The sequence below is a fragment of the Saccharopolyspora spinosa NRRL 18395 genome (genome assembly GCF_000194155.1).
GTDB classification, from domain to species: Bacteria; Actinomycetota; Actinomycetes; order Mycobacteriales; family Pseudonocardiaceae; genus Saccharopolyspora; species Saccharopolyspora spinosa.
Map to the genome: position 1 here is coordinate 1,358,767 of NZ_GL877879.1, position 21,787 is coordinate 1,380,553.

The 21,787-nt window shown below is 69.3% G+C and carries 20 protein-coding genes; 5 read left to right on the forward strand and 15 right to left on the reverse strand.

From position 1 onward, the window contains the following. Window positions 1-210: PfkB family carbohydrate kinase (locus tag SSPN_RS60310; protein WP_010310495.1), on the reverse strand; the 210-nt coding region annotated here is incomplete at its 3' end. Further along, window positions 207-968 carry a DeoR/GlpR family DNA-binding transcription regulator gene (locus SSPN_RS0125335; protein ID WP_010310498.1) on the reverse strand — a complete coding sequence of 254 codons (762 nt, stop codon included), beginning with the start codon at window positions 966-968 and terminating at the stop codon, window positions 207-209. The genes SSPN_RS60310 and SSPN_RS0125335, both read right to left, overlap by 4 nt. Before the next feature lie 232 nt (window positions 969-1,200). Between SSPN_RS0125335 and SSPN_RS0125340 the strand changes: the two genes are divergently transcribed. Further along, the gene (locus tag SSPN_RS0125340) at window positions 1,201-2,118 is read left to right on the forward strand and encodes a 5'-3' exonuclease (protein WP_010310499.1); all 918 of its coding nucleotides are present in this window, start codon (window positions 1,201-1,203) and stop codon (window positions 2,116-2,118) included. A gap of 76 nt (window positions 2,119-2,194) precedes the next feature. Here SSPN_RS0125340 and SSPN_RS57035 read toward each other — a convergent pair whose 3' ends face one another. From SSPN_RS57035 to SSPN_RS61780, 3 genes are all read right to left on the reverse strand, one after another. Beyond that, on the reverse strand, window positions 2,195-2,335 hold the full coding sequence (locus tag SSPN_RS57035; RefSeq protein WP_010310501.1) for a hypothetical protein: 141 nt from the start codon (window positions 2,333-2,335) through the stop codon (window positions 2,195-2,197). 114 nt (window positions 2,336-2,449) lie between these two features. After that, on the reverse strand, window positions 2,450-3,646 hold the full coding sequence (locus tag SSPN_RS0125350) for a GNAT family N-acetyltransferase (RefSeq protein ID WP_010310502.1): 1,197 nt from the start codon (window positions 3,644-3,646) through the stop codon (window positions 2,450-2,452). Between the two features lie 43 nt (window positions 3,647-3,689). Beyond that, on the reverse strand, window positions 3,690-4,283 hold the full coding sequence (locus SSPN_RS61780) for a DUF4333 domain-containing protein (RefSeq protein WP_029535711.1): 594 nt from the start codon (window positions 4,281-4,283) through the stop codon (window positions 3,690-3,692). 442 nt (window positions 4,284-4,725) lie between these two features. Here SSPN_RS61780 and SSPN_RS45750 point away from each other — a divergent pair, with 442 nt between their 5' ends. Together SSPN_RS45750 and SSPN_RS0125375 are read left to right on the forward strand one after the other, a co-directional pair. Continuing rightward, window positions 4,726-5,811 carry an SAM-dependent methyltransferase gene (locus SSPN_RS45750; RefSeq protein ID WP_010310504.1) on the forward strand — a complete coding sequence of 362 codons (1,086 nt, stop codon included), beginning with the start codon at window positions 4,726-4,728 and terminating at the stop codon, window positions 5,809-5,811. A gap of 1,614 nt (window positions 5,812-7,425) precedes the next feature. Then, window positions 7,426-8,538, forward strand: coding sequence for a helix-turn-helix domain-containing protein (locus SSPN_RS0125375; protein WP_101376961.1), 1,113 nt, complete (start codon window positions 7,426-7,428; stop codon window positions 8,536-8,538). Window positions 8,539-8,864: 326 nt separating this feature from the next. Here SSPN_RS0125375 and SSPN_RS0125380 read toward each other — a convergent pair whose 3' ends face one another. From SSPN_RS0125380 to SSPN_RS0125410, 8 genes are all read right to left on the reverse strand, one after another. Beyond that, window positions 8,865-11,642, reverse strand: coding sequence for a DEAD/DEAH box helicase (locus tag SSPN_RS0125380; protein WP_010310509.1), 2,778 nt, complete (start codon window positions 11,640-11,642; stop codon window positions 8,865-8,867). Window positions 11,643-11,748: 106 nt separating this feature from the next. Then, window positions 11,749-12,333 carry a hypothetical protein gene (locus SSPN_RS62925; protein WP_010310511.1) on the reverse strand — a complete coding sequence of 195 codons (585 nt, stop codon included), beginning with the start codon at window positions 12,331-12,333 and terminating at the stop codon, window positions 11,749-11,751. Further along, window positions 12,330-12,674: a diacylglycerol/lipid kinase family protein gene (locus SSPN_RS62930; protein ID WP_010310513.1), complete on the reverse strand. Its 345-nt coding sequence runs from the start codon at window positions 12,672-12,674 to the stop codon at window positions 12,330-12,332. Before SSPN_RS62930 ends, SSPN_RS62925 begins: the two co-directional genes overlap by 4 nt. A 43-nt stretch (window positions 12,675-12,717) precedes the next feature. Then, window positions 12,718-13,590 (reverse strand): twin-arginine translocase subunit TatC, encoded by an 873-nt coding sequence (tatC, locus tag SSPN_RS0125390; protein ID WP_083822203.1) that lies wholly within the window; start codon window positions 13,588-13,590, stop codon window positions 12,718-12,720. Window positions 13,591-13,694: 104 nt separating this feature from the next. Continuing rightward, the gene (gene tatA / locus SSPN_RS0125395) at window positions 13,695-13,967 is read right to left on the reverse strand and encodes a Sec-independent protein translocase subunit TatA (RefSeq protein ID WP_010310523.1); all 273 of its coding nucleotides are present in this window, start codon (window positions 13,965-13,967) and stop codon (window positions 13,695-13,697) included. A gap of 78 nt (window positions 13,968-14,045) precedes the next feature. Continuing rightward, window positions 14,046-14,246 (reverse strand): bacteriophage holin, encoded by a 201-nt coding sequence (locus tag SSPN_RS0125400; RefSeq protein WP_010310525.1) that lies wholly within the window; start codon window positions 14,244-14,246, stop codon window positions 14,046-14,048. Between the two features lie 18 nt (window positions 14,247-14,264). Then, entirely contained in the window at window positions 14,265-15,236 is a 972-nt protein-coding gene (locus tag SSPN_RS0125405) for a helix-turn-helix transcriptional regulator (protein ID WP_010310527.1), read from the reverse strand. Beyond that, window positions 15,233-16,228 carry a helix-turn-helix transcriptional regulator gene (locus tag SSPN_RS0125410; RefSeq protein ID WP_010310529.1) on the reverse strand — a complete coding sequence of 332 codons (996 nt, stop codon included), beginning with the start codon at window positions 16,226-16,228 and terminating at the stop codon, window positions 15,233-15,235. The genes SSPN_RS0125405 and SSPN_RS0125410 overlap by 4 nt, the downstream gene beginning before the upstream one ends. A 294-nt stretch (window positions 16,229-16,522) precedes the next feature. Between SSPN_RS0125410 and SSPN_RS45760 the strand changes: the two genes are divergently transcribed. Beyond that, a complete protein-coding gene (locus tag SSPN_RS45760; RefSeq protein ID WP_010310531.1) occupies window positions 16,523-18,190 on the forward strand; it encodes an SMI1/KNR4 family protein in 1,668 nt (555 codons plus the stop codon). A gap of 23 nt (window positions 18,191-18,213) precedes the next feature. Here the strand turns inward: SSPN_RS45760 and pafA are convergent, their stop codons facing one another. Beyond that, window positions 18,214-19,572, reverse strand: coding sequence for a Pup--protein ligase (gene pafA, locus SSPN_RS0125420; RefSeq protein WP_010310533.1), 1,359 nt, complete (start codon window positions 19,570-19,572; stop codon window positions 18,214-18,216). 193 nt (window positions 19,573-19,765) lie between these two features. Here pafA and SSPN_RS0125425 point away from each other — a divergent pair, with 193 nt between their 5' ends. Continuing rightward, on the forward strand, window positions 19,766-21,244 hold the full coding sequence (locus tag SSPN_RS0125425; RefSeq protein WP_029535712.1) for a bifunctional phosphatase PAP2/diacylglycerol kinase family protein: 1,479 nt from the start codon (window positions 19,766-19,768) through the stop codon (window positions 21,242-21,244). A 224-nt stretch (window positions 21,245-21,468) separates the two neighbouring features. Here SSPN_RS0125425 and SSPN_RS55395 read toward each other — a convergent pair whose 3' ends face one another. Next, window positions 21,469-21,759, reverse strand: coding sequence for an HK97 family phage prohead protease (locus SSPN_RS55395; protein ID WP_101376963.1), 291 nt, complete (start codon window positions 21,757-21,759; stop codon window positions 21,469-21,471). Between the last annotated feature and the right edge of the window lie 28 nt (window positions 21,760-21,787).

The window sequence follows — 21,787 nt, forward strand, 5'->3', positions numbered from 1 at the left end:
CAGCTCGGCCAGCCGCGCGCCCACCGCGCCGCCGGAGGGCAGCACGGCCAGCGTCGGCACGCCGGCCGCGGCCAGCGCGCGGGCCACGTTCACTCCCTTGCCGCCCGGGTCCAGGTGCGCCCGGAAGGCTCGGTGCACCGCACCTGGAACCAGCCGGTCCACCTGGACGGTGCGGTCCAGGCTCGGGTTCGGCGTCACGGTCACGATCACGCCAGCACCACTTCCGCTTCGATCTGTTCGAGCTCGCCGAGCGCCGCCTCGTCGAGGCCCTCGTCGGTCACCACGACGTCGATCTCGGACAGCTCGGCGAACCGGCTGAACTGGTCGTCGCCGTACTTGCTGTGGTCGGCCAGCAGCACCCGCCTGCGGCAGGCGGCCACCATCGCCGCCTTCACCGCGGACTCCGCCGGGTCCGGGGTGGTGCAGCCGCGGGCGGCCGAGAAGCCGTTGGCGCCGAAGAACCCCACATCGATGGTGAGGCCGCGCAGCACGTCGAGTGCCCAGGACTCAACCGTCGCCAGCGTGGTGCCGCGGATCCGCCCGCCGAGCAGGTGCACGTTGTAGTTGTTGCGGGTGGCCAGCTGGTTGGCCACCGGCAGTGAGTTGGTGACGACGGTCAGCTCGCGGTCGGCGGGCAGCAGGCCCGCCAGCCGCGCGGTCGTGGTGCCCGCGTCCAGCAGCACGGTGCCCCGGCTGGGCACCCGGTCCAGCGCGGCGCGGGCGATGCGCTCCTTCTCGCTGGCATTGGTCTGGTCTCGCAGCGACACCCCGGGTTCGAAGTCGAGCCGCTCGACCGGGATGGCGCCGCCGTAGACGCGCCGCACCAGGCCTTGGCGTTCGAGCGCGGCGAGATCACGGCGGATGGTCTCGGGTGCCACCTCGAACTCGGCCGCTGCGGCGGTGACGTCGATGCGCCCGTCGCGTCGTGCCCGCTGCGCCAGCAGCTGCTGGCGCTCCGCCCCGTACATGCCCGTTGTCCTCCGGTTAATGTCTGGTGTTGCTTGATTGTGCCCCTTGTTGCCGTATTGTCAAGGCTTCGAGACACGAGGCGCGGTGGCGAATTCCGGGCATCCGCCACCGCGCCGATTCCGGGGGCCCGGATCGTCGAGGTCCCCGGCATGGGGCACGCGCCTGCCCGGCAGGTCGTGCACACCGGTGGGCGAGGACGTGACAAGCTGGCGAACTGTGACTGGTCCCCTGATGCTTGTCGATTCAGCCGGGTTGTGGTTCCGCTCGTACTACGCCCTACCCGATTCGCTGACCGCCCCGGACGGCACGCCGGTGAATTCGGTGCGCGGTTTCTGCGACATGCTCGCCAAGCTGATCACCGACCGGCGCCCGTCGCGGCTGGTGGCGTGCCTGGACAACGACTGGCGGCCGCAGTTCCGCGTCGACGCGCTGCCGTCCTACAAGGCGCACCGCGTCGCCGAGGACGACCCAGCGGCCGAAGAGGTCCCGGACACGCTGTCCCCGCAGATCCCGGTGATCCTCGAAGTCCTCGACGCGGCGGGCATCGCCACCGCCGAAGCCGAGGGCTACGAGGCCGACGACGTCATCGGCGCGCTGGCCGACCGCGAGGACCGAGACCCGGTGGAGGTCGTCACCGGCGACCGGGACCTGTTCCAGCTGGTGCGCACGCAGCCCACCGCTGTCCGGGTGGTCTACGTCGGCGCAGGCTTGGCGAAGGCGCAGGACTACGGACCGGCCGAACTAGCGGAGAAGTACGCCCTGTCGGCCGACCGCGCCGGCGACGACTACGCGGAAATGGCGGTGCTGCGCGGAGATCCGTCGGACGGGCTGCCCGGGGTGGCGGGCATCGGCGAGAAGACGGCGGCGAAGCTGATCACCCAGTTCGGCTCGCTGGAAGCGCTCCTCGCGGCGGCCGAGAGCGCCGATTCCCGCCTGACCCCAAGGATCCGGGGCAAGCTCGCGGAAGCGGCCGACTACCTGGCCGCGGCCCCGTCGGTGGTCCGCGTGGCCCGCGATGCCCCGGTGGTCCAGGACCGCCCGGATGCGCTCCCGCAGTCCCCTGTGGACACCGACCGCCTGCGCGAGCTCCAACGCGCCTGGGGCCTGGGTGCCAGCATCGACCGCCTGATCGCGGCCATGACCCCCTGAGCCGTTCACGGGTGAAGGCACCTCTCAACGAAAGGCCGGGCTTGCCGAACGGGAAGCTGCCGGGCGAAGGGCGCACCTAACGGCCGCGGATCGGGTCGTGCGCGCAGAACACCTCGATCTCGCCCCGGTGAGCGGTCACCAGGTCGTGCAGCCGGCCCTGGTTCCGCTTCCGCTGCGGGCCGTCTTCCTGGGCCCGGTTCTGGAATTGGCGCAGCACCGGCGTGCAATGTGGACTGTCCGCATCAAATTTCTTCCGTCCAAACGCTTTCGAGCAGTTCCGCCAGCTGATCACCCACCGTCCGCAACGCCGCGACATTCCGCGGGATGGCGCTCAGAAGCTGGTGCCGCACCAAGGCGGTACGACGGTGGCGAACAGGGAGTCCGCCGCCGGGACGGCCGCCGGGTCGTGCGCCTGGATGCGGCCCGCCGCCACGAGCGCCGACGCGGACTGGTCACCCAGGTACAGCGCCGCGAGCGTGGCAACGTCGAAGCTGAGCTGGGGTTCGCCGGAACACCGGTGCACGCCGTCCGGGGCGACGCGGTAGCGGCCTTCGTTCTCCGGCAGGAACGCGTCGCGAACCTCGACCACCACCGGCTCGGCCGCGCCGAAGGTCCGCGCGCGAAAGGCGGCGAGCACGTCCACCAAGCGCACCCAAAGGTCGTCCTCGACCGTGGTGATCCGGCACTGGCGGCGATCGGTCAGCCACCACTCCAGCGGCTCGTCCACCGGCCGGATCCCGGCCACCAGCCGGTCCGCCAGGTCGAGGTCGAGCAGGAAGCGCCACAGCTCCGCCGCCGCCGTGGCATCGGCCGCCGAAACGTCGATGACCCGCACCGTGATGGACCAGTTGTCGTCGGTCTTCGGCTCGTAGATGACGAACCCATCGTCCACCCCGTCCTCGTCGGCGTGCACGGCGACGGTGAGTCCCTTGCCCCACATCGACCACCGGGCCGACCACCAGGCGTCGGCGCGCCCGATCCGGCCCGGCCGGTCCAGGCCGCACCGCTCGTAGATGGCCGGCAGGAGCGGCTCCGCCTTCGCCTGGTCCACGAGCCGCACCCGGCCGCCGCGCGGCACCTCGGCGCGCACCGCCACGCTGGGCCGGTCCAGCTCCACCCTCCGGCACCTGGTAGCCACGCCGTAACCGAACCGCTCGTAGATCACCGCTTCGGACGCGTGCAGCATGGCCACGGCTTCGCCGCGCTCGCGCACCTCCTCGAGCTGCGCGCGCATCAGCGACGTCAGCACCCCGCGACGCGTCTGGTCGGCGCGGACCCCGACACCCGTCACCGCGCCCGCCGGCAGCCGCCGACCGCCCGGCACCGCCAGCACGTTCGTAATCGTTCTCGTCGTCCCGGCCAGCTCACCGTCGACGAACGCCCCCAGCACCCGGCCCGGCTCGTACAAGGCCGCGTTGCCCGCCCACTCCTCGTCGCTCAACGGCTGCCAGAGCAGGGCACGGCGGAACAGGTCGTTCGCCCCACGGAACCCGGATTCGGGCAACGCGCGCACTTCGTGCCGACTCACGCCAGCGATCTTGCCTGCCTCCCCGGCAGGCGTCGACCGAATTTCACTTGGGGTGGCCGACCTCGTAAACGCCCTTCTCGTTCTTGACCGTCACCGTGACGGTCTTGGTCGCCGTGTCGACGCTGACCTTGCAGTCGAAGCGCTGACCGACCGCCACCGGCTGCCCGCTCGGGCAGCTGACGTTCCCGACCCCCCGCAGCCCGTAGGAGCCTTTCAGGGTCTGTGTGACGCCCTTCTCCACGCTGGCCGCGTCGAACACCGGCCGCATGAACCAGCCCGGCGTGACGAACCCGAGCACCAGCACCACGCCGACCACGAGGACCGCACCGATCCCGCCGAGCACCCACGGCAGCGCCGAGCGCTTCTTCTTCGGCCGTTCGAACTGGTCGAACCGCCCGAAGCCGCCCGGTGCCGGGTCCTGCCCGCCCTGCGGGTACTGCGGCTGGCCGTAGCCGTAAGGCTGCTGCTGGGGCGGTTGCGGCGGCCGCTGGGGTGGTTGCCGCGGCGCGAAACCACCCGGCTGCGGATAGCCCGGCGCCGCAGGCCGCATCCCAGGCCCCTGGGGTTGCGGCCCCCACTGGGGATAGCCCCCCGGCGGGCCGTAGTTCTGATATGTGCAGAACTTACTCTCGACCATGTGGCGAAGTCCTAAGGGCATCGGCACCGTCTGGTAAGTGCCTGGGCGGGTCATGTTCCGAACTCGGGGTTTGTCCGTAGAGTCCTCGGGCGTGTCTCGGAGCAAGATACAGCCCCACACCTGAAATGATGTGGGGCTGTCTTGTTCTTCCACGGTTTACGTGGTCTGTCTGATAGCCCTCATGGAGGTCGGCGGGAAGAGGACTGCGCTCCGCCCGGACCGCAGCACACATGCGCGGCCACTTCCCGGAGACCGGCCGGGGTCTGGGGGCGACACTGAGCGCCCCAGGTTTTCACCATTAGCCGCGGACGACTTCGCTCTTTTTCCTCACCTGATCAGGGGGTTCGCTCTGCGAGCTGGCGCGCAGTGATTTTTAGTGCTTGTGGGCGTATCGGGCGACTGCGGTCGCCGAGGAATTCGGACAAGGTGCGGAGGTCGCAGCATGTCGGCGGGGTCGCTGGTCGTGGTCGGTACAGGCATTAGAGGCATCGGGCAGTTGACCTACGAGGCTGCGGGGTGGATCGAGCAGGCCGACCATGTCGCGTACTGCCTGTCCGACCCTGTGACCGAGGTGTGGATTCAAGAACACAGCAGGTCCTCTGAGGATCTGCAGGTGTTCTACGGCAACGACAAGCCGCGTAGGGAAACCTATGCGCAGATGGTGGACGCGCTCGTCAAACCGGTACGCGGTGGTCTGACGGTGTGCGGGGTGTTCTACGGACATCCCGGTGTGTTCGCCTATCCGGGCCACGAAGCGATCAGGGTGCTGCGGGCCGAAGGCGTTCCCGCCATGATGATGCCCGGCGTGTCGGCATTGGATTCCTTGTTCGCCGACCTGGGCGTGGACCCAGCCACGATGGGCTGTCAGGAGGTCGAGGCCACCGATCTGTTGGTGCGCAACCGAACTCTGTTGACCGAGTCACACGTGGTGATCTGGCAGGTGGGCTGTGTGGGCGATCTCGGCTTCCGCTTCGACGGCATCGACAATTCCCGCAATCGCCCGATGCTTGTCGAGTATCTGGAGAAGTTTTACCCGCCGGAGCATCAGGTCACCCACTACCACGCGGCCCATTACCCGGTGTGTGGTCCGCTGATCCACACCGTCGCGTTGCGCGACCTGCGTGACGAACCTCTGGACTCTGCGTCCACTCTGTACGTGCCGCCAGTTGTCGCGCCGGGCTATGACGACGACATGGCCGAACGACTGGGGATGGCCGGGAACCGGCCGCAGTCCGTCCAGTTGACCGGGACGGGAGTTCCGGACCACTATCTGCCCACTCGCTATCCCAACGCGCTTGCCACATATCTGGCTCAGCTGGCGTCGGACCCGTCCCTGCTGAGCGAGTACCTGCGTGACCCGCAGACGATGGTCACGCAGGTGCCGGACCTGGCCGACGACGAGCGCGCGGCGCTGTTGTCCGGCGAGTCGGGGTCGATCTGGATGGCAATGAAGGACACCACCACGGTGGAGCCAACCGATACTCCCTCCGGTGCACCGGAGGGACGGGGCGAGACCACGCTCCCGTGATTGCAACCGCACGACAGGAGGACCACGACATGTCCACAGCTACTCGCACCAAGAGCCAGCCAACGACCGCGAAACCGAACCTACGCCACGCCGTGATGGACCCCACCCGCTGCGCCACCCGCACCGCCCCTGAGCGCCCAACGACACACGTCGTCTACCACGTGATTGTCCCCCATTTCATCGTCCCGGAGTGCTCCGCCGTTGGCCGCTAAGAGATAGGTTGTGGGCGCCGGTGCGGAGCCCACAACCACCCTGTCGACGCAGGCACTCGGCCGCCCGAATCGGCCGGGCGGCGGTCACACAGCGTCGGCGGCGGGCGTGTCTCGGAGCAAGATACAGCCCCACACCTGAAATGATGTGGGCTGTCTTGTTCTTCCACGGCACTTCGGGGTGCCCCCGGCACGGGTGGGACCGGTTGCGGCGCGATGCCGCAACCGGTCCCATACGGCCATCACGCTGAACCGTCCCGTGCCGGGGAGCTGGGGTGGATGGTCAGACGACGTCGGGGGGCTTCCGCCGCCTGACCATCCGTGTACCTGGCCAACCTGTCGGTAACGGCGCAGGTACGGAGGGCCGTCCCCACCGAGTCAGAGGGAGAGGTTGCAGCGCGGCTAGAAGGCGGCGCACCATCCCGGGATGCCGTGCCAGCGCTTCCCGGTCATCGACCGGCAAACCGGACTCGATTAGTGGCAGGTGCCGGGTTTCCTCGAGGGTGAGCGCGCTGCTGAGGTACCTGCGGTGGGCGATCCTTCATGCACAGGGCCGCTCACAGGATCTAATAATCACGGTGTATTCCCTCGCCATCCACGCGGGGCCGTGGGCGTCGCGCTCGTGCTGCCCCACGACATCCGGGTCCTCGTGTTTGAACATGCACCGGTCTGCGGCGCACTTCCACATCTCGGGGAAATCGGAAGAAAACGTCTCTGCTGGCAACTCGTCCACCTTTATTCATCATCTCACGGCTCATGCGGTAGAGTCTTTGATGGTCCCCGGCAGATAACCGCTACCGGGGCCTTTCAGGCTCAAGGGTGCCGAAGGCACTTACAGCACTGCTCGATACTCTGGGAAGCCTCCCTGTTCACAACCGGGGACCCGCATAGCGAGAAACGGAAAACGCGTCCGCCTAACGTCACTTCGCGTGTGTCCGGTCCGACGCGGTGCCGCAGTGCGCGGAAAATCCCCGGATACCATTTGTGGTCGTCCGGCTCCAGCTCCCCAGCCACAGAAAACCACGCGCTCACGGCTGGCCTCATGGCAGCTCTAGCTTTCGGAGCCTATCGACTATCTCAGTCAGAGTCTCAGCTTGCTTGTTCAAATCATCCTGAGATACCGCCGAATCATCGATGATCCGGTAAGCGACTCGGATGAGATCCCAGGAGATTTGTTCCAGAGCTGCATTGACCACAGCAACACCTGCCCAGTGCCGTCCATTTGGGTGAGCGGACCCGGCCCGGTCGAGGGGAAGACAAACCAGTTTGCTGCTGCCCCGTCGGATGCAGCTCCCAGGTTTTCTGCGAACCGGGCCCGCGCTGGCTTCCACAATGATCAGATGCCGTTATCCTGGGAAGTGAATAAGTGTTGACAGGGGTTTGCAGAGGGGCAGCCTTGACCCATATGGGTGCCACACTCCGGGCGGCACGCGAAGGTGCTGGAGTCAGTCTCCGCGAGATGTCGCAGCGAGTTCACATGGTTTCCTCATATTTGTCTCTGCTTGAGACCGGCAAGCGACCGGTACTCCACAAGCACATAAAGGCGTACGAGCGTGCGCTAGGCGTGAAAGGACTGGCAGACGACATGGACCGAAGATCACTACTCGTGGCGCTAGCTGCAACTGCGACAGGCGAACCGCTGGCACGACTCCTTGACGGACTGGTAGCCCCAGCGGAATCCGGGCAAGTTGGCAGGATCGAAGTCGAGGCCGTTCGGGAGGCCGCCCGGCACCACTCAGCGATGGATCTCCAGTATGGCGGCAAGGTCGCCGCAGGTGTTGCTGGCGAGTCCCTGAGGTGGGCCGTAAGCCTCTTAGATCGACCCATGACATCCGAAACCCGCAAGGCCCTTTCGAGTGCCGTGGCGTCGCTCTCGGACAGGGTTGCGTGGTCCTTCCACGATTCCGGGCTTAAGTACCAGACTCGGCGTCTGTCTGAGTTGGCGATCCGTACAAGCAGCGAGGGAAACGATCCGACCCTTACCGCACATGTTCGGCTGAACGTTGCCGCGTTCATGGAGACGATGCCGCGAGACGCGGCGGCGATGCTTACGGGAATCCCCCAAGAGAGCGGGGTCCATCCGTTGGAGCGTGCCAATGTGGCGGCTGGAAGAGCCCTCCACCTTGGCAACGCGGGGGAGATCCGAGAAGCCAAGAACCTGCTAGGTATGGCTGAAGATCTGATCGGCAAGGATCACCCGGAAGGGTTGCCCACGTGGGCAGGATTCCTGTCGGAACCGCACCTGTGCGCGATACTGGGCGACTCGTACAAAGCGATCGGAGAGTACGAAAAGGCTGCCTCGTGCTGCCAGCAAGCCCTCAGGGGATTCGGCCCGGAGAGGGGCCGTGGGAGGGTCACGGTCATGGTCCGTCTCGGCCTGGTCCGTCTAGCGCAGGGCCGGGTCGCGGATGCACGAGAGCAGGCAGAAGCGGCCCGGCGGGCAATGACCACAGTCAACTCTGTACGGGGCAAGGAAAATTTGGACAAGCTGACAAGGCGACTCGATGTGCTGACGTAGCTCATGATTCAGTGCCCGCAGTTCGGGCAGCCAGCTCCCACACCATGCCAGCGCGTGGATCTCCAACGCGTCGAGCGCTGTTTGCCCCCAGTCTGTGAGCACGTGTCCGCACTCGGGCCCGCCGATCGTGCACACCCACCAGCGCCGACCGTCGACTAGCACCACGTCTAGCGAGAACTTCCCGGTTGCTACTGGATTGACCATGCGCACCGCCTCAAAACAGACAACCGAGAATAACGGGCACAACGGTCAGCGCTTCCACGAACGGGACCAGACGGTCGAGTCCAACCACAACAGCCCGGCCGCCCGAATCGGCCGGGCGGCGGTCACACGGCGCCGGCGGCGACCACGCCGCGGCGGATCGCGGTGACCGCCTTCGCCGCCGACGAACCCACCGGGTCCGCCGCCCCGACGACCTCGCGGATCTGGTCGAGCAGGTCGATGACCTGGCGGCACCAGCGGACGAAGTCACCGGCCGACAGCTCGTGCCCGCTGGACTCGGCCGCGGTGAGGACCTTCTCCAGCGACTCGCCGCGCGCCCAGCGGAACACCGGCCAGGCGAAACCGGCGTCCGGCTCGCGGGTGCGGTCCAGCTTGTGCCGCCGCTCGTCGTCCTCCAACTCCGCCCACAGCCGCCAGGTGGTGGCCAGCGCGTCGCTGACCGCACCGGCCGGCACCTGCGGCGCCAGTCCCTCCCGCCGCGATTCGTAGACCAGCGACGACACCACGGCCGCCAGCTCGGCAGGCCCCAGCCCGCGCCACGCCTCGACCCGCAGGCACTCGGCAGCAAGCAGGTCCGACTCGCTGTAGAGCCGCGACAGCCGCCGCCCGTGCTGGGTGACCGCGCCCTCCGATGAGCCCGCCACCGGCAGGTAGTCCCGTTCGGTCAGCAGCGCGACGATCCGGTCGAAGGAGCGGGCCAGCGAGTGCGTGGTCGCGGCGACCTTGCGCCGCAGGTTCTCGTTCTCGCCCCGCAGCCGCTCGTACCGCTCGGCCCACCGGGCGTGGCTCTCGCGCTCGTCGCAGCCGTGGCACGGGTGCGCCTTCAACGCTCGCCGCAGCGTCGCCAGCTCCGCGTCGTCGGTCGCGTCGGAGCGCCACCGGCTGCGTCCGCCCGGAGCCTCGAGGCCGGTGTTGCGCAGCGTCGCGGCGAGGTCCCGGCGGGACTTCGGCGAGCGGGTGTCGACGTGCTTCGGCAGCTTGATCTTGCCCAGCGGCTCCACCGGCGAGGTGAAGTCGGCGACCGACAGCCGCCCCGACCAGCGGTCTTCGGTGACCACCAGCGGCCGCGGCTCGCCCAGCGGCTCCAGCCCCGGGTCGATGACCACCGCCAGCCCCGAGCGCCGCCCGGCGGGCACCGCGATCACGTCGCCCTTGCGCAGCTTCTCCAGCGACTTCGCCGCCTCCGCGCGCCGCGACTGGCGGTTCTGCCGGGCCAGGTGCTTCTCCCGCTCGGAGATGCGGCGGCGCAGCTGGAAGTACTCGTCGAAGTCACCCAGGTGGCAGTGCATCGCCTCGGAGTAGCCCGTCAGCGCCTCGTTGTTGCGCTCCACGCGCCGGGACAGGCCGACCACCGAGCGGTCGGCCTGGAACTGCGCGAACGACTGCTCCAGCAGTTCCCGCGCGGCGTCCTGGCCGACGCGCTGCACGAGGTTGACCGCCATGTTGTAGCCGGGCCGGAACGACGAGCGCAGCGGGTACGTGCGGGTCGAGGCGAGCCCGGCGACCTGCTTGGGGTCGACGCCCGGCTGCCAGACGACCACCGCGTGGCCCTCGACGTCGATGCCGCGCCGCCCGGCCCGGCCGGTGAGCTGCGTGTACTCGCCGGGGCTGAGGTCCACGTGCGACTCGCCGTTGAACTTCACCAGCCGCTCCAGCACCACCGTGCGGGCGGGCATGTTGATGCCCAGGGCCAGCGTCTCGGTGGCGAACACGGCCTTGACCAGGCCGCGGACGAACAGCTCCTCGACGGTCTCCTTGAACGCCGGCAGCAGGCCCGCGTGGTGCGCGGCCAGGCCGCGCTCCAGCGCCTCCCGCCACTCCCAGAAGCCCAGCACCGCTAGGTCGGACTCCGGCAGGTTGGCGGTGTGCTCGTCGATCACCTCACGGATCTCGTCGATCTCCGCGTCGGTGGTCAGCCGCAGCCCGGCCCGCATGCACTGGGAGACGGCCTGGTCGCAGCCGTTGCGGCTGAAGATGAACACGATCGCTGGCAGCAGCCCGGCCGCGTCCAGCCCGGTGAGCATCTCCACCCGCGACGGCGGGTAGAACCGCGGCGGGCGCGGGCCCTTGCGCTTGGCGTTCGGTGCGCCGCGCCGACCGCCGTAGGGCAGGTGCACCCGGGCCAACTGCTGGGTGTGCCGCACCAGGTTCGGGTTGATCTGCAGTTCCCGGTTCTGGGTCTCGCCGCCGAACAGGTCGAACATCCGGGGCCCGACCAGCATGTGCTGCCACAGCGGCACCGGCCGGTGCTCGTCGACCACGACCGTGGTGTCGCCGCGCACTTCCTGCAGCCACTCGCCGAACTCCTCGGCGTTGCTGACCGTCGCCGATAGGCTCGCCACCTGCACGTACTCCGGCAGGTGCAGGATCACTTCCTCCCACACCGCGCCGCGGAAGCGGTCGGCGAGGTAGTGCACCTCGTCCATCACGACGTAGCCGAGCTGGTCCAGGCTGCGGGAGCCCGCGTAGAGCATGTTGCGCAGCACCTCGGTGGTCATCACGACCACCTGCGCCTCGCCGTTGATCGAGGTGTCGCCGGTCAGCAGCCCGACCGCGTCGCTACCGTGCCGCTCGCACAGGTCGGCGTACTTCTGGTTGGACAGCGCCTTGATCGGCGTGGTGTAGAAGCACTTCCGGCCCTCCTTGAGCGCGAGGTGCACGGCGAACTCGCCGACCACGGTCTTTCCGGCCCCGGTGGGTGCGCACACCAGCACGCCGCGCCCGGCCTCCAGGGCCTGGCAGGCGGTGCGCTGGAACGGGTCGAGCTCGAAGGACAGCTCGCCCGCGAACTCGGCCAACTGGGGGTGCGCGGTGCGACGGGCGTGCGCCGAGAAGGCGTCGGCCGGGGACGGCTTGGTGGGGTACGAACGGCTGGCAGCCACACCCCAAGGCTTTCACATCGCACCGACGTGCGTCGCAGCCCCAGCGCCAGGAGCCATGCGCACCCCATCACAACCCTGTTTCCAGGCTCGTCTTGCGCAGGCCGGGTCAGGAACCCACCACTGTGAGTGCGCCGGGAACGCAGCGCATGCTCAGCGGCAGGCGGGCCTGCGGTTCTCCGTCGGCGTACGCCAGCCAGCCGTTCTCGCCGCCCAGCCGCACCCGCTGCGCCCGCAGCGTGCACACCGCCGGGTGCTCCACGTGCCGCCCCGTGCGCAGCGACGGCAGGACCCGCACCAGGTCGCGGCGGGTTACCTCGCCGACCACCGTCAGGTCGAACAGCCCGTCGGCCGCATCGGCATCCGGGCAGACCGGAATGCCGCCGCCGTAGCAGGGCGTGTTGCCGACCGCGACCAGCGTGGCGGTCAGCTCTGTCGTGCCGGTCTCGGTCTCCACCCGCAGCGGCATCGGGCACAGGCCCACCAGTTCCCGCACCACCGCCAGGTCGTACCGGCGCTGCCCGCGCGGCCAGCGCATCCGGTTCGCACGCGCGTTGACCCGCGAGTCGAACCCGGCGCACAGCACCGTCGCGAACCAGCCCCCGCCGGTGACCTTGCCGAGATCGATGCGGCGGAGGCGTTGTGCGCGCAACGCATCCGCCACGGCGCGCCCCGCCTCGATGGGCGATTTCAATGGAAATCGGACCTTCGAAATCGCGCAACACCGGAGTCGGGCGGAACGCCGAGCCCACGGGCCAGGTCGTTGCCGGTCCCGGCCGGGATCAGGGCCAACGCTGTCGCGGACTCCGCGCACGCCTGCACCGCGAGGTGCGCAACGCCGTCGCCACCGACCACGGCGAGCACGTCGGCCCCGTCGGCAACCGCCCGCTTCGCGGCGTCGGCGGTGCTGCGGGCATCAGCGGCGAGCACCGTCCGCACGTCGCAAACGCCGCGAAGGTGGCCGACGATTTCGCCGACCAACTTCGCGGAAAGTCCACCACCGGCGGCAGGGTTGATCAACAGGACGCAGCGCACGAGGGAGCATCTTCGCCCACCGGACCCGAGTTGGCCAGCAAAATCAGGTCACGTCGTCGTGCTGCTTCGGGCTCGGCGACGGCGTGCTGTCCAGTTCGGAGGCCCGGAAGTCGATCTTCGAAGCCTCGTCCGGGCTCAGGCCCTCCAGGCCCTGGCCTTCGAGCTTCTTGGCCCGGCGCTTGTCGTTGACCCGGCAGATCAGCATCGCGATGGCGAACAGCACGCACAGCGCGGTCGCCAGCGCCAGCATCGAGAACGGGTCCTGCCCGGGCGTCGCGATCGCGGCGAACACGAACAGCGCGAAGACCAGCCCCCGCCACCAGCTCTTCAGCTTGGTGTAGCTGACTATCCCGGCCAGGTTGAGCATCACCAGGATCAGCGGCAGCTCGAAGCTGACGCCGAAGATCATCAGCAGCAGCAGCATGAAGCTGATGTACTTGCCACCGGTGAGCGCGGTGAAGAACGCGTCCCCGCCGAACCCGGACATGAACCCCAGCGCCGTCGGCAGGATGAAGTACGCCAACACCGCCCCGGCGACGAACAGCACGGTCGCGCAGCTAACGAACAGCCGGGCGAACTTGCGCTCCTTGGCGTACAGCCCGGGCGTGATGAACGCCCACAACTGGTAGAGCCACACCGGGCTGAACAGCACCGCGCCGACCGACACGCCGACCTTCAGCGTCAGCATGAAGATCTCGAACGGCTCGGTCTGCAACAGCTGGCACGTCCCGTTCGGGCTCAGCCGCTGGGTGACCGGCAGCTGGCAGTACGGTTCGAGCAGCACATCGCTGAGCGTGGGCAGCCCGAAGACCGAGTGGGAGAACCACCAGATCCCCAACATCGCGCCGACGACCACCGCCACGACGGCCACGCCCAACCGGTACCGCAGCTCGTAGAGGTGATCGACGAGCGTCATGATGCCATCGGGGTTGTGCCTGCGCCCCCACCGACGGCGATCCTTGCGGAACGGGTTCAGGCGCCCCACTGCACTGGCACCCACCTTGTCGTTCCCGTCCTCAGTCAGTTCTTGGAGTCGTTGCGCTGCTTTTCGTCGAACGCGGACGTGGCCGGGGGCGCGCTGGACTCACCGGAGGTCAGCTCCGGCTTCGGCTCCCGCTCGGCCGTCTCCTTCTTGGCCGCTTCCTCATCGGCCTTCATGCCGCGCGCCTCTGCCTTGAAGACGCGAGCCGACTGGCCGAGCGAACGGGCCATCTGCGGAAGCTTGGTGGCCCCGAAGAGGAGCACCAAGACCAAGACGATGAGAATCAGTTCCCAGCCACCTGGCAAACCCATTCGAGTCCAACCTTTCGTGATGTCCCTGCTGGCGCAATGGTACGCAAGGCAGGGGCCGGCAAACAGGGCTGTTGCGCATCACCGGGTGCGACGTTGGGCGAACGCCACCTTCAGACCGGCCACGCGTGCCTTCACCAGGCCGCTGCGATCACCGAAGTCGTGGAAGACCTGCCGCTGCACGGCCTTGAACCTGCGCAGCTCCCGGAACAACCGGATCAGCAGCCATGCGAGCAGGACCAGGCCGACGGCCAGCAGGACAAGACTCCACGTGTAAGGCACGGCGTCACCGTAGCGGGCTCAAGTGGACGGGAGATGACGCGCCCGTGCCAACGCGTCTTTCGCGCGTTGACGCACGCCACATGCCAGCTCGTCGGGGCTGAGCACCCGCACCTGGCCGCCCAGGCCCAGCAGCAGCCGGGCCATCCACGACCGGTCCGAGTACCGCATCCGCACCCGGGCCCGCCCCCGCGGCAGCTCGACCAGCTCGTCCACCGGGTAGTACTCGGCCACCCAGCGCGCGTCGGGCTCCAGCTCCAACTCGGCGACGAACTGGTCCGGGGCCGGCCGGAACAGCCCCGCCGACAGGTCGGTCGGCTCGGCCTCCGACGGCGGTTGCGCGGCCTCGTCCAGCACCTCGACGTCGTCGATGCGGTCCAGCCGGAACATCCGCACCCCGGCCGCGCTGCGGCACCAGGCCTCCAAGTAGCTGCGCCCGTCGATGAGCAGCAGTCGCATCGGATCCACGATCCGCTCGCTGATGTCGTCGCGGGAGGCGGTGTAGTAGCGCATCCGCACCGCGCGGCGGCGGGTCGTAGCGTCCTGCACCGCCGAGCGCACTCCCGGCCGCACCGCGCCTTCCCGGCCCTCCAGCCCGACCACCACGCCTGCCGGGCGCGCCTGCCCGACGGCGTCCTCCACCTTCGCCAGGGTGCGCTGCACGGCGTCGGTGTCGGTGATGCCCGGGGTGTCGGCCAGCGCCCGCAGCGCCACCAGCAGCGCCGTGGCCTCGGATGCGGTGAGCCGCAGCGGGCGCCGCATGCCCGCGTCGTAGGTGACGGTGATCGAGTCGCTCTCGAAAGACAGGTCGATCAGGTCGCCGGGCCCGTAACCCGGCAGCCCGCACATCCACAGCAGCTCCAGGTCCTTGCGCAGCTGCTGCTCGGTGACGCCGAAGTCGCCCGCGGCGTCGGCGATCGGGATGCCCGGGCGGCTCAGCAGGTACGGCACCAGCGCCAGCAGCCTCGGCAGCCGCTCGGTCGCGCTCGTCATCGGCCCTCCTGGTCGAACCCGCGTTCCTGGTCGACGACGTCCAGGTGGATCTCGTGCACCGTCTTGCGCAGCGTGTCCGGCTCCAGCACCGCGACGTCCGGCCCGTATCCAGCGAGCCAGCTCGCCGCCGACTCGGGGAAGAGCAGGTCCAGCTCCAGCACGTCACCCGCATCGCCGCCGAGCTCCATCTGCTCGACGACGGTCGCCCGGCGCCGCAAGCCCTGCGCACGACCGGCCGCGACCCACACCCGCGCGAGCGTGCTGGGTGGGGGCTCGCGCTGCTCGCCGGCCACCAGCCGCAGCAGGTCGGTGTCCGGCGGCCGCTGCACCTGACCGGCCGGGCCGACCGCCTTGGCCTGCCCCAGGATCCGGGACAGCCGGAAACAGCGCGGCGCCTGCCGGTCGCGGTCGTGCCCGACCAGGTACCAGCGGCCGCGCCAGGACACCACGCCCCACGGTTCGACCGTCCGGCGGTGCACGTCCGGGCTGCTCGGGCGCCGGTAGTCGAACTCCGCCACGCGCCCGGCTTGCACCGCCGCCAGCAGCGACGCGAAGGCGGGTTCGCTGGTGCGCACTTTCGGCTCGACCGCCGCCGAGGAGCGCTCGTCGACGTCGACCCCGGCGGCGCGCAGCTTCAGCAGGGCGCCGCGGGCCGCCGAGGTGAACTCCGGGGAGTCCCACAGCCGCACCGCGAGGGCGACCGCGGCCGCTTCGTCTGGCTCCAGGTCGATGTCGCCGAGCTCGTAGTCGCGGCGGGCGATGCGGTACCCGTCGGCGGAGTCGAAGGCGGAGTTCCGCCCGGTCTCCAGCGGGATCCCCAGGTCGCGCAGTTCGGCCTTGTCGCGTTCGAAGGTCCGGAAGAAGGCCTCGCCGGTGGGCGCGCCGGCATAGCCCGGCACGATCGCCCTAATCCGCTCCGCAGTGAGGTACTGGCGGGTCGACAGGAGACACAGCACCAGGTTCACCAAGCGTTCAGCGCGCACAGTGGCCACTTCGAAACTCTAGCTCCGCAGTATTCGATCATGTGTTTGGGTCGGTGCACATCATGCCTAGTGGTGCGGGATGGAGTCATCGTGGCGCGCCGACCCGCGGCGATTTTTCCTCGTCTCAGAACCGCATTGGTTTCGGCCGCCGCTAAAGGCATCGCGAAGATGAAGAATGTTCATAGCTAGGCTGACCGCATGCCAGATCGCGTCCTGATGGTCAGTCAACCCCTGTGGTGATCCCGCCCGGGCCGGGGCGTGGCGGGCGGCTCCCGGCCGGTGCGGTATGAAAACGAGCCCACCATGCCGACCGGAAGGCGGATCTGGTCCGTGACGACCGAGCACGATCCCGAGACCCTCGCCGTGCTGCGCGAGATGGCCGTGAAGATCGCCGCGGCTGCGCCGAAGGATTGGCGGCGCGCCGTGCTGGAGGGATTCGCCGACGGCACGGGCTCCGGTCACCGCGGGCCCGTGTACGAGCCGCGGTCGCTCGACAGCACCGGCTCCTCCGTCGACCTGCACTACGAGATGTGCCTGGTGCACGAGCTGGAGCGGGCCGCGGACCGGCTCACCATCGAGCTCGTCGTCCACCCGACCGGCAAGTTCGAGGCGGTCACCAGCGAATCGCTGCGCCGCTCGCCGCGCGCCGGCCGCGGGGGCTTCACCTACCTCCTGCGGCCCGACGCCTTACCCGCCGAACCCGCGGCGTTCCAGCCCGGCCCCACCCGGGCGGTGCAGGCCGGCGACCCGCAGGAGGCGTTGCAGCTGCTGGACCGCTACCTGCGGCGGCGCGCGGAGATCGTCGGTTTCCAGGAGAAGCTGCCGCAACCGCTGGAAGCGGCCGAGCGCGAGTTCCTCGAAGGGCACCTCCCGGTGCCGTTGCCGGACGACCTCCGCGCGCTGTACGGCCGGGCCGACGGCGACCACCGGGCCGGCCTGCTCAACGGGTTCCACTGGTTGGAATTGAAGGGCCTCGCCGCCTTGAGCGACAAGGACCGCCCCGAGAACCGCTCGTGGATCGTGCGGGACTGGGACCGGGTGCTGCTGCGGGAAGTCCGCTACGACACCCATCCCGCAGGCGCGGTGCGCCGCGCGCAGCACCTGCCCGGCTGGATTCCATTCGCGCACGACACCGGCGGCGAGTTCCTCGCGGTGGACATGGATCCCGGCCCCAACGGCCACCCCGGCCAAGTGATCCGCATCGGCCTGCACGACCACGACGGCCCGGTCTACGTCGCCGATTCGGTGACGAGCCTGCTGCGGCGCGACGTCGAGGCGCTGGAGAACTTCTCCTACCAGTACAAGAACGGGCGCCTCCGGCTGTTCCACCGGGATGACGCGACGGCCCTGGACCGGGAACTGCGCATCGGGGGCGACTCCGCTCCGCTGCGGGAAATCCACCCGGGCATCCAGCGGCTCGTCGTCGCCAACTCGCACCTGGTCGACCTCGCCCCGGTGCGGAACGCGCCGTCGCTGTGGGAAGTGGAGCTGGCCAACTGCCCGACCGCGGACCTCTCCCCGCTGCGCGCCGCGCCGGTGGAGGTGCTGACCGCCGACCTGAATCGCATCGACCTCGCCCCGCTGGCCGAGCACCCGACGCTGCGGCTGCTGAAGCTGGCCACCGGCGAACCGGTCGACCTCGCCCCGCTGCGCACCTGCCCGCGGCTGTACGGGCTGGACCTGGCCGCCGCCGAGGTGTGCGACATCGCGGTGCTAGGCGACCTGGATGGCCTGCTCTACCTCAACCTGAGCGCGGCGCAGTGGGAAGAGCTGTGGGCCGCGACGGCCCACCCGGTCGGCCTGGCCGCCGCCGAGCTCGACGGAGCCCCGACGCTACGCAAGGCCGCCGAGTGGGCCGGCACCCTCGCCGACGACTCCCCCGACGTGCGCTACACGCGGGGCCGCTTCACCCCGCCGAAGGGATCGCGCACCCCGTTGTGGCGCCGGATGAAGATGCCGTGGGAGGTCTGACGCGTCGGCTCGACACCCGACCGTTAGAGGGAGCTGATCAGGCGTTCCACCCGCTCGTCCACCGCGCGGAACGGGTCCTTGCACAGGACGGTCCGCTGGGCCTGGTCGTTGAGCTTCAGGTGGACCCAGTCCACCGTGAAGTCCCGGCCCGCGGCCTGCGCGGCGGCGATGAAGTCACCGCGCAGCTTGGCCCGGGTGCTCTGCGGCGGGGTGTCCTTGGCGGCCTCGATCTCGCCGTCCTCGGTCGCCCGGTCCACCAGGTCCTTGCGCTGCAGCATGTCGAACAGCCCTCGGCCCCGGCGGATGTCGTGGTAGGCGAGGTCGAGCTGGGCGATGCGCGGGCTGGACAGCTCCAGCCCGTGCTTGCCGCGGTACCGCTCCAGCAGCCGGTGCTTGATCGCCCAGTCGATCTCCCGGTCGATCAGCGAGAAGTCCTGCTGCTCGATCGCGTCCAGCGCGCGGCCCCACAGCTCAAGGATCCGCTCGGTCATCGGGTCCGAACCGCGCCGCGCCACGTGGTCGACCGCCCGGCCGTAGTACTCCCGCTGGATGTCCAGCGCGGACGCCTCCCGGCCGCCGGCCAGCCGGACCGTGCGCCGCCCGGTGAGGTCGTGGCTGATCTCGCGGATCGCGCGGATCGGGTTGTCCAGGCTGAAGTCCCGGAACTGCACGCCCTGCTCGACCATCTCCAGCACCAGGTTCGCCGAGCCGACCTTGAGCAGCGTGGTCACCTCGGACATGTTGGAGTCGCCGACGATGACGTGCAGCCGGCGGTACCGCTCGGCGTCGGCGTGCGGCTCGTCACGGGTGTTGATGATCGGCCGCGAACGGGTCGTCGCGCTGGAGACGCCCTCCCAGATGTGCTCGGCGCGCTGCGACAGGCAGTACACCGCGCCGCGCGGCGTCTGCAGCACCTTCCCGGCACCGCAGATGAGCTGGCGGGTCACCAGGAACGGCAGCAGCACGTCGGCGATCCGGGAGAACTCCCCGGACCGGCCGACCAGGTAGTTCTCGTGGCAGCCGTAGGAGTTGCCCGCCGAGTCGGTGTTGTTCTTGAACAGGAAGATGTCTCCGCCGATGCCCTCGTCGGACAGTCGGCGCTCGGCGTCGATGAGCAGGTCCTCCAGGATCCGCTCGCCGGACTTGTCGTGGGTTACGAGTTGGACGAGGTCGTCGCATTCCGCCGTGGCGTACTCCGGGTGCGAGCCCACGTCGAGGTAGAGCCGGGCCCCGTTGCGCAGGAAGACGTTCGACGACCTTCCCCACGACACGACCCGCCGGAACAGGTACCTGGCCACCTCGTCCGGGGACAGCCGCCGCTGCCCGTGGAACGTGCAGGTGACCCCGAACTCGGTTTCGATGCCGAAGATCCGCCGCTGCATGGTTCCACACTAGGCGCAAACTCCGCTTTTCGGCGGTCCGCCGTTCGGGCCTCGTTGCAGGTCGAAAAGGTTCTGCCAGCGTGATGTCACTCCTGGTTACTTGGTAACCAGGGGATTCTGACCGTCGCACCCGGCGTCGGAAGGCTCACGCGTTGCGGCGATCTCGATCGAATTCGCAGGTAGCATCGCAGGGATGCTCAGGAGGTTGCGCCACACCATCAACGCGGTCGACAGCGAACTAGCACGCCACAGTGCCCGGTTGCCCGCCTCAGTCGCCGACCGTCGACTCAAGGCACTCAGCACGGCTGCGAACCACAGCGCGCTCTGGCTGACCATCGCGGCGGTGCTGGCCTGCCGCAAGGGCGCTCCCCGCAGGGCGGCGCTGCGGGGCGTGGTGGCCATCGCCGGCGCGAGCGCGACGACCAACCTGATCGGCAAGCCGCTGTTCCCACGGCGGCGCCCTGCCGCCGAGCTGATGTCGCAGCGCCGCCGGCTGAGCGACCCACCCACGTCGTCATCGTTCCCGTCCGGACACGCGGCGTCGGCCGCAGCATTCGCCACGGCGGCCGCGATGGAATCCCCGGTGACCGGAGCGGTCATCGCCCCGGTGGCGGCAGCGGTCGCGTACTCCCGGGTGCACACCGGCGTGCACTGGCCGACCGACGTCGTGTGCGGGGCCGCCCTCGGGGCGGGTGTGGCGTGGGCGACCAGGCGGTGGTGGCCGGTGCGACCGGACACCACCGCCGCCAGCAACCACCCGGCCGGGCTCCCCGCGCTCGACGACGGGGACGGGATGCTGGCGCTGGTCAACCCCGGCTCCGGAAACGGCGAGCTCGACCCCGGGCAGTGGGTCGGCGAGCATTGGCCGAAGGCGGTGGTCGTGCACCCGCAGCCGGAGGCCGACCTGGTCGACGGGCTGCGCGAGCTGCTCGCCCGCGACCGCGATTCCGTCCGGGCCCTGGGCGTGGCTGGCGGTGATGGCACCGTGGCCGCAGTGGCGACGATGGCGTCCGACCACGGCCTGCCGCTGGCAGTGATCTCCGCGGGCACGCTCAACCACTTCGCCCGCGACATCGGGGTGGACGATCCCACGTCCGTCGCCGAATCGGTCTCCACCGGCTCAGGAGCCACCGTCGACCTGGGTGCGGTCGCCATCGACGGCGTCCCCGCCTGCCGGTTCATCAACACCGCAAGCCTCGGTGGCTACCCGGACATGGTGCGCTTCCGCGAGAAGTGGGAACCGCGCTGGGGCAAGTGGCCGGCCGCCGCGATGGCCCTGATCCGGGTGCTCCACGAGTCCAGCCCGCTGGACGTGGAGATCGACGGCGAACGCCACCGTGTGTGGGTGCTGTTCGTCGGCAACGGAGGGTACGCGCCACGGGGTTTCGCGCCAGTCTGGCGCCCCCGCCTGGACAACGGGACGCTGGACGTGCGCATAGTCCGCGCCGACCGGCGGTTCTCCAGACTGCGCTTCACGCTCGCGGCGATGACGGGGGCACTGCACCGCAGCCGCACCTACGTCGAGCGCCAGGTGTCCCGGATGGACGTCGTGGTACGGGGAACCCCGGTCGCGCTGGCGACCGACGGCGAGGTACGCCGGCCGGGCCGGCGATTCTCCTTCACCACGCACGAGAAAGCCCTGAACGTCTACCGTCCGCACACAGTGGACTGACTGAGAACCGACGCGTACCTGGTCCGTCGCAAGAGTTTCCGGCCATCATCGCGTTTCTCGACGAGTGGCCTCCTCGCGCGTCCTGAATCCGATGGCGAAGTCGGCCAGGCGCTGTCGCTGGGCGATCCGATACGTAGCACGGCATCAGCCGTCGCGTGTTGTACTCGGCCCGGACCCACAACGCGCCCCGCACTGGCCGGCCACGGGGCACGCCGTCGGTGCGCCTAGGCAGGCGCGGGCCACCAGTGCGCAGTTCGCGGATCTCCCAATACCTTCGCCACGGGGTTGTTCCAATTGTGGTCAAGCACGCCTTTGGGGCGTCGTTCCCGCAGTGTGCGGGCGAACGCGCCGGGCACGATCACATCGCCGTCGTGGTCACGGACGCCGGTCACAGCCACCACGTGCTCTACAACCGCGACCCGGCTAGTACGTGGCGTCGGGCGTGCTGGCGCTGCGACGTCCTTGAATTCCAAGCCGCGCGGCACGGCGGTGCCGGTGCTATCAGTGCTGGTCATGTAGTTGATGATCCGCCGCGCAGCCGCT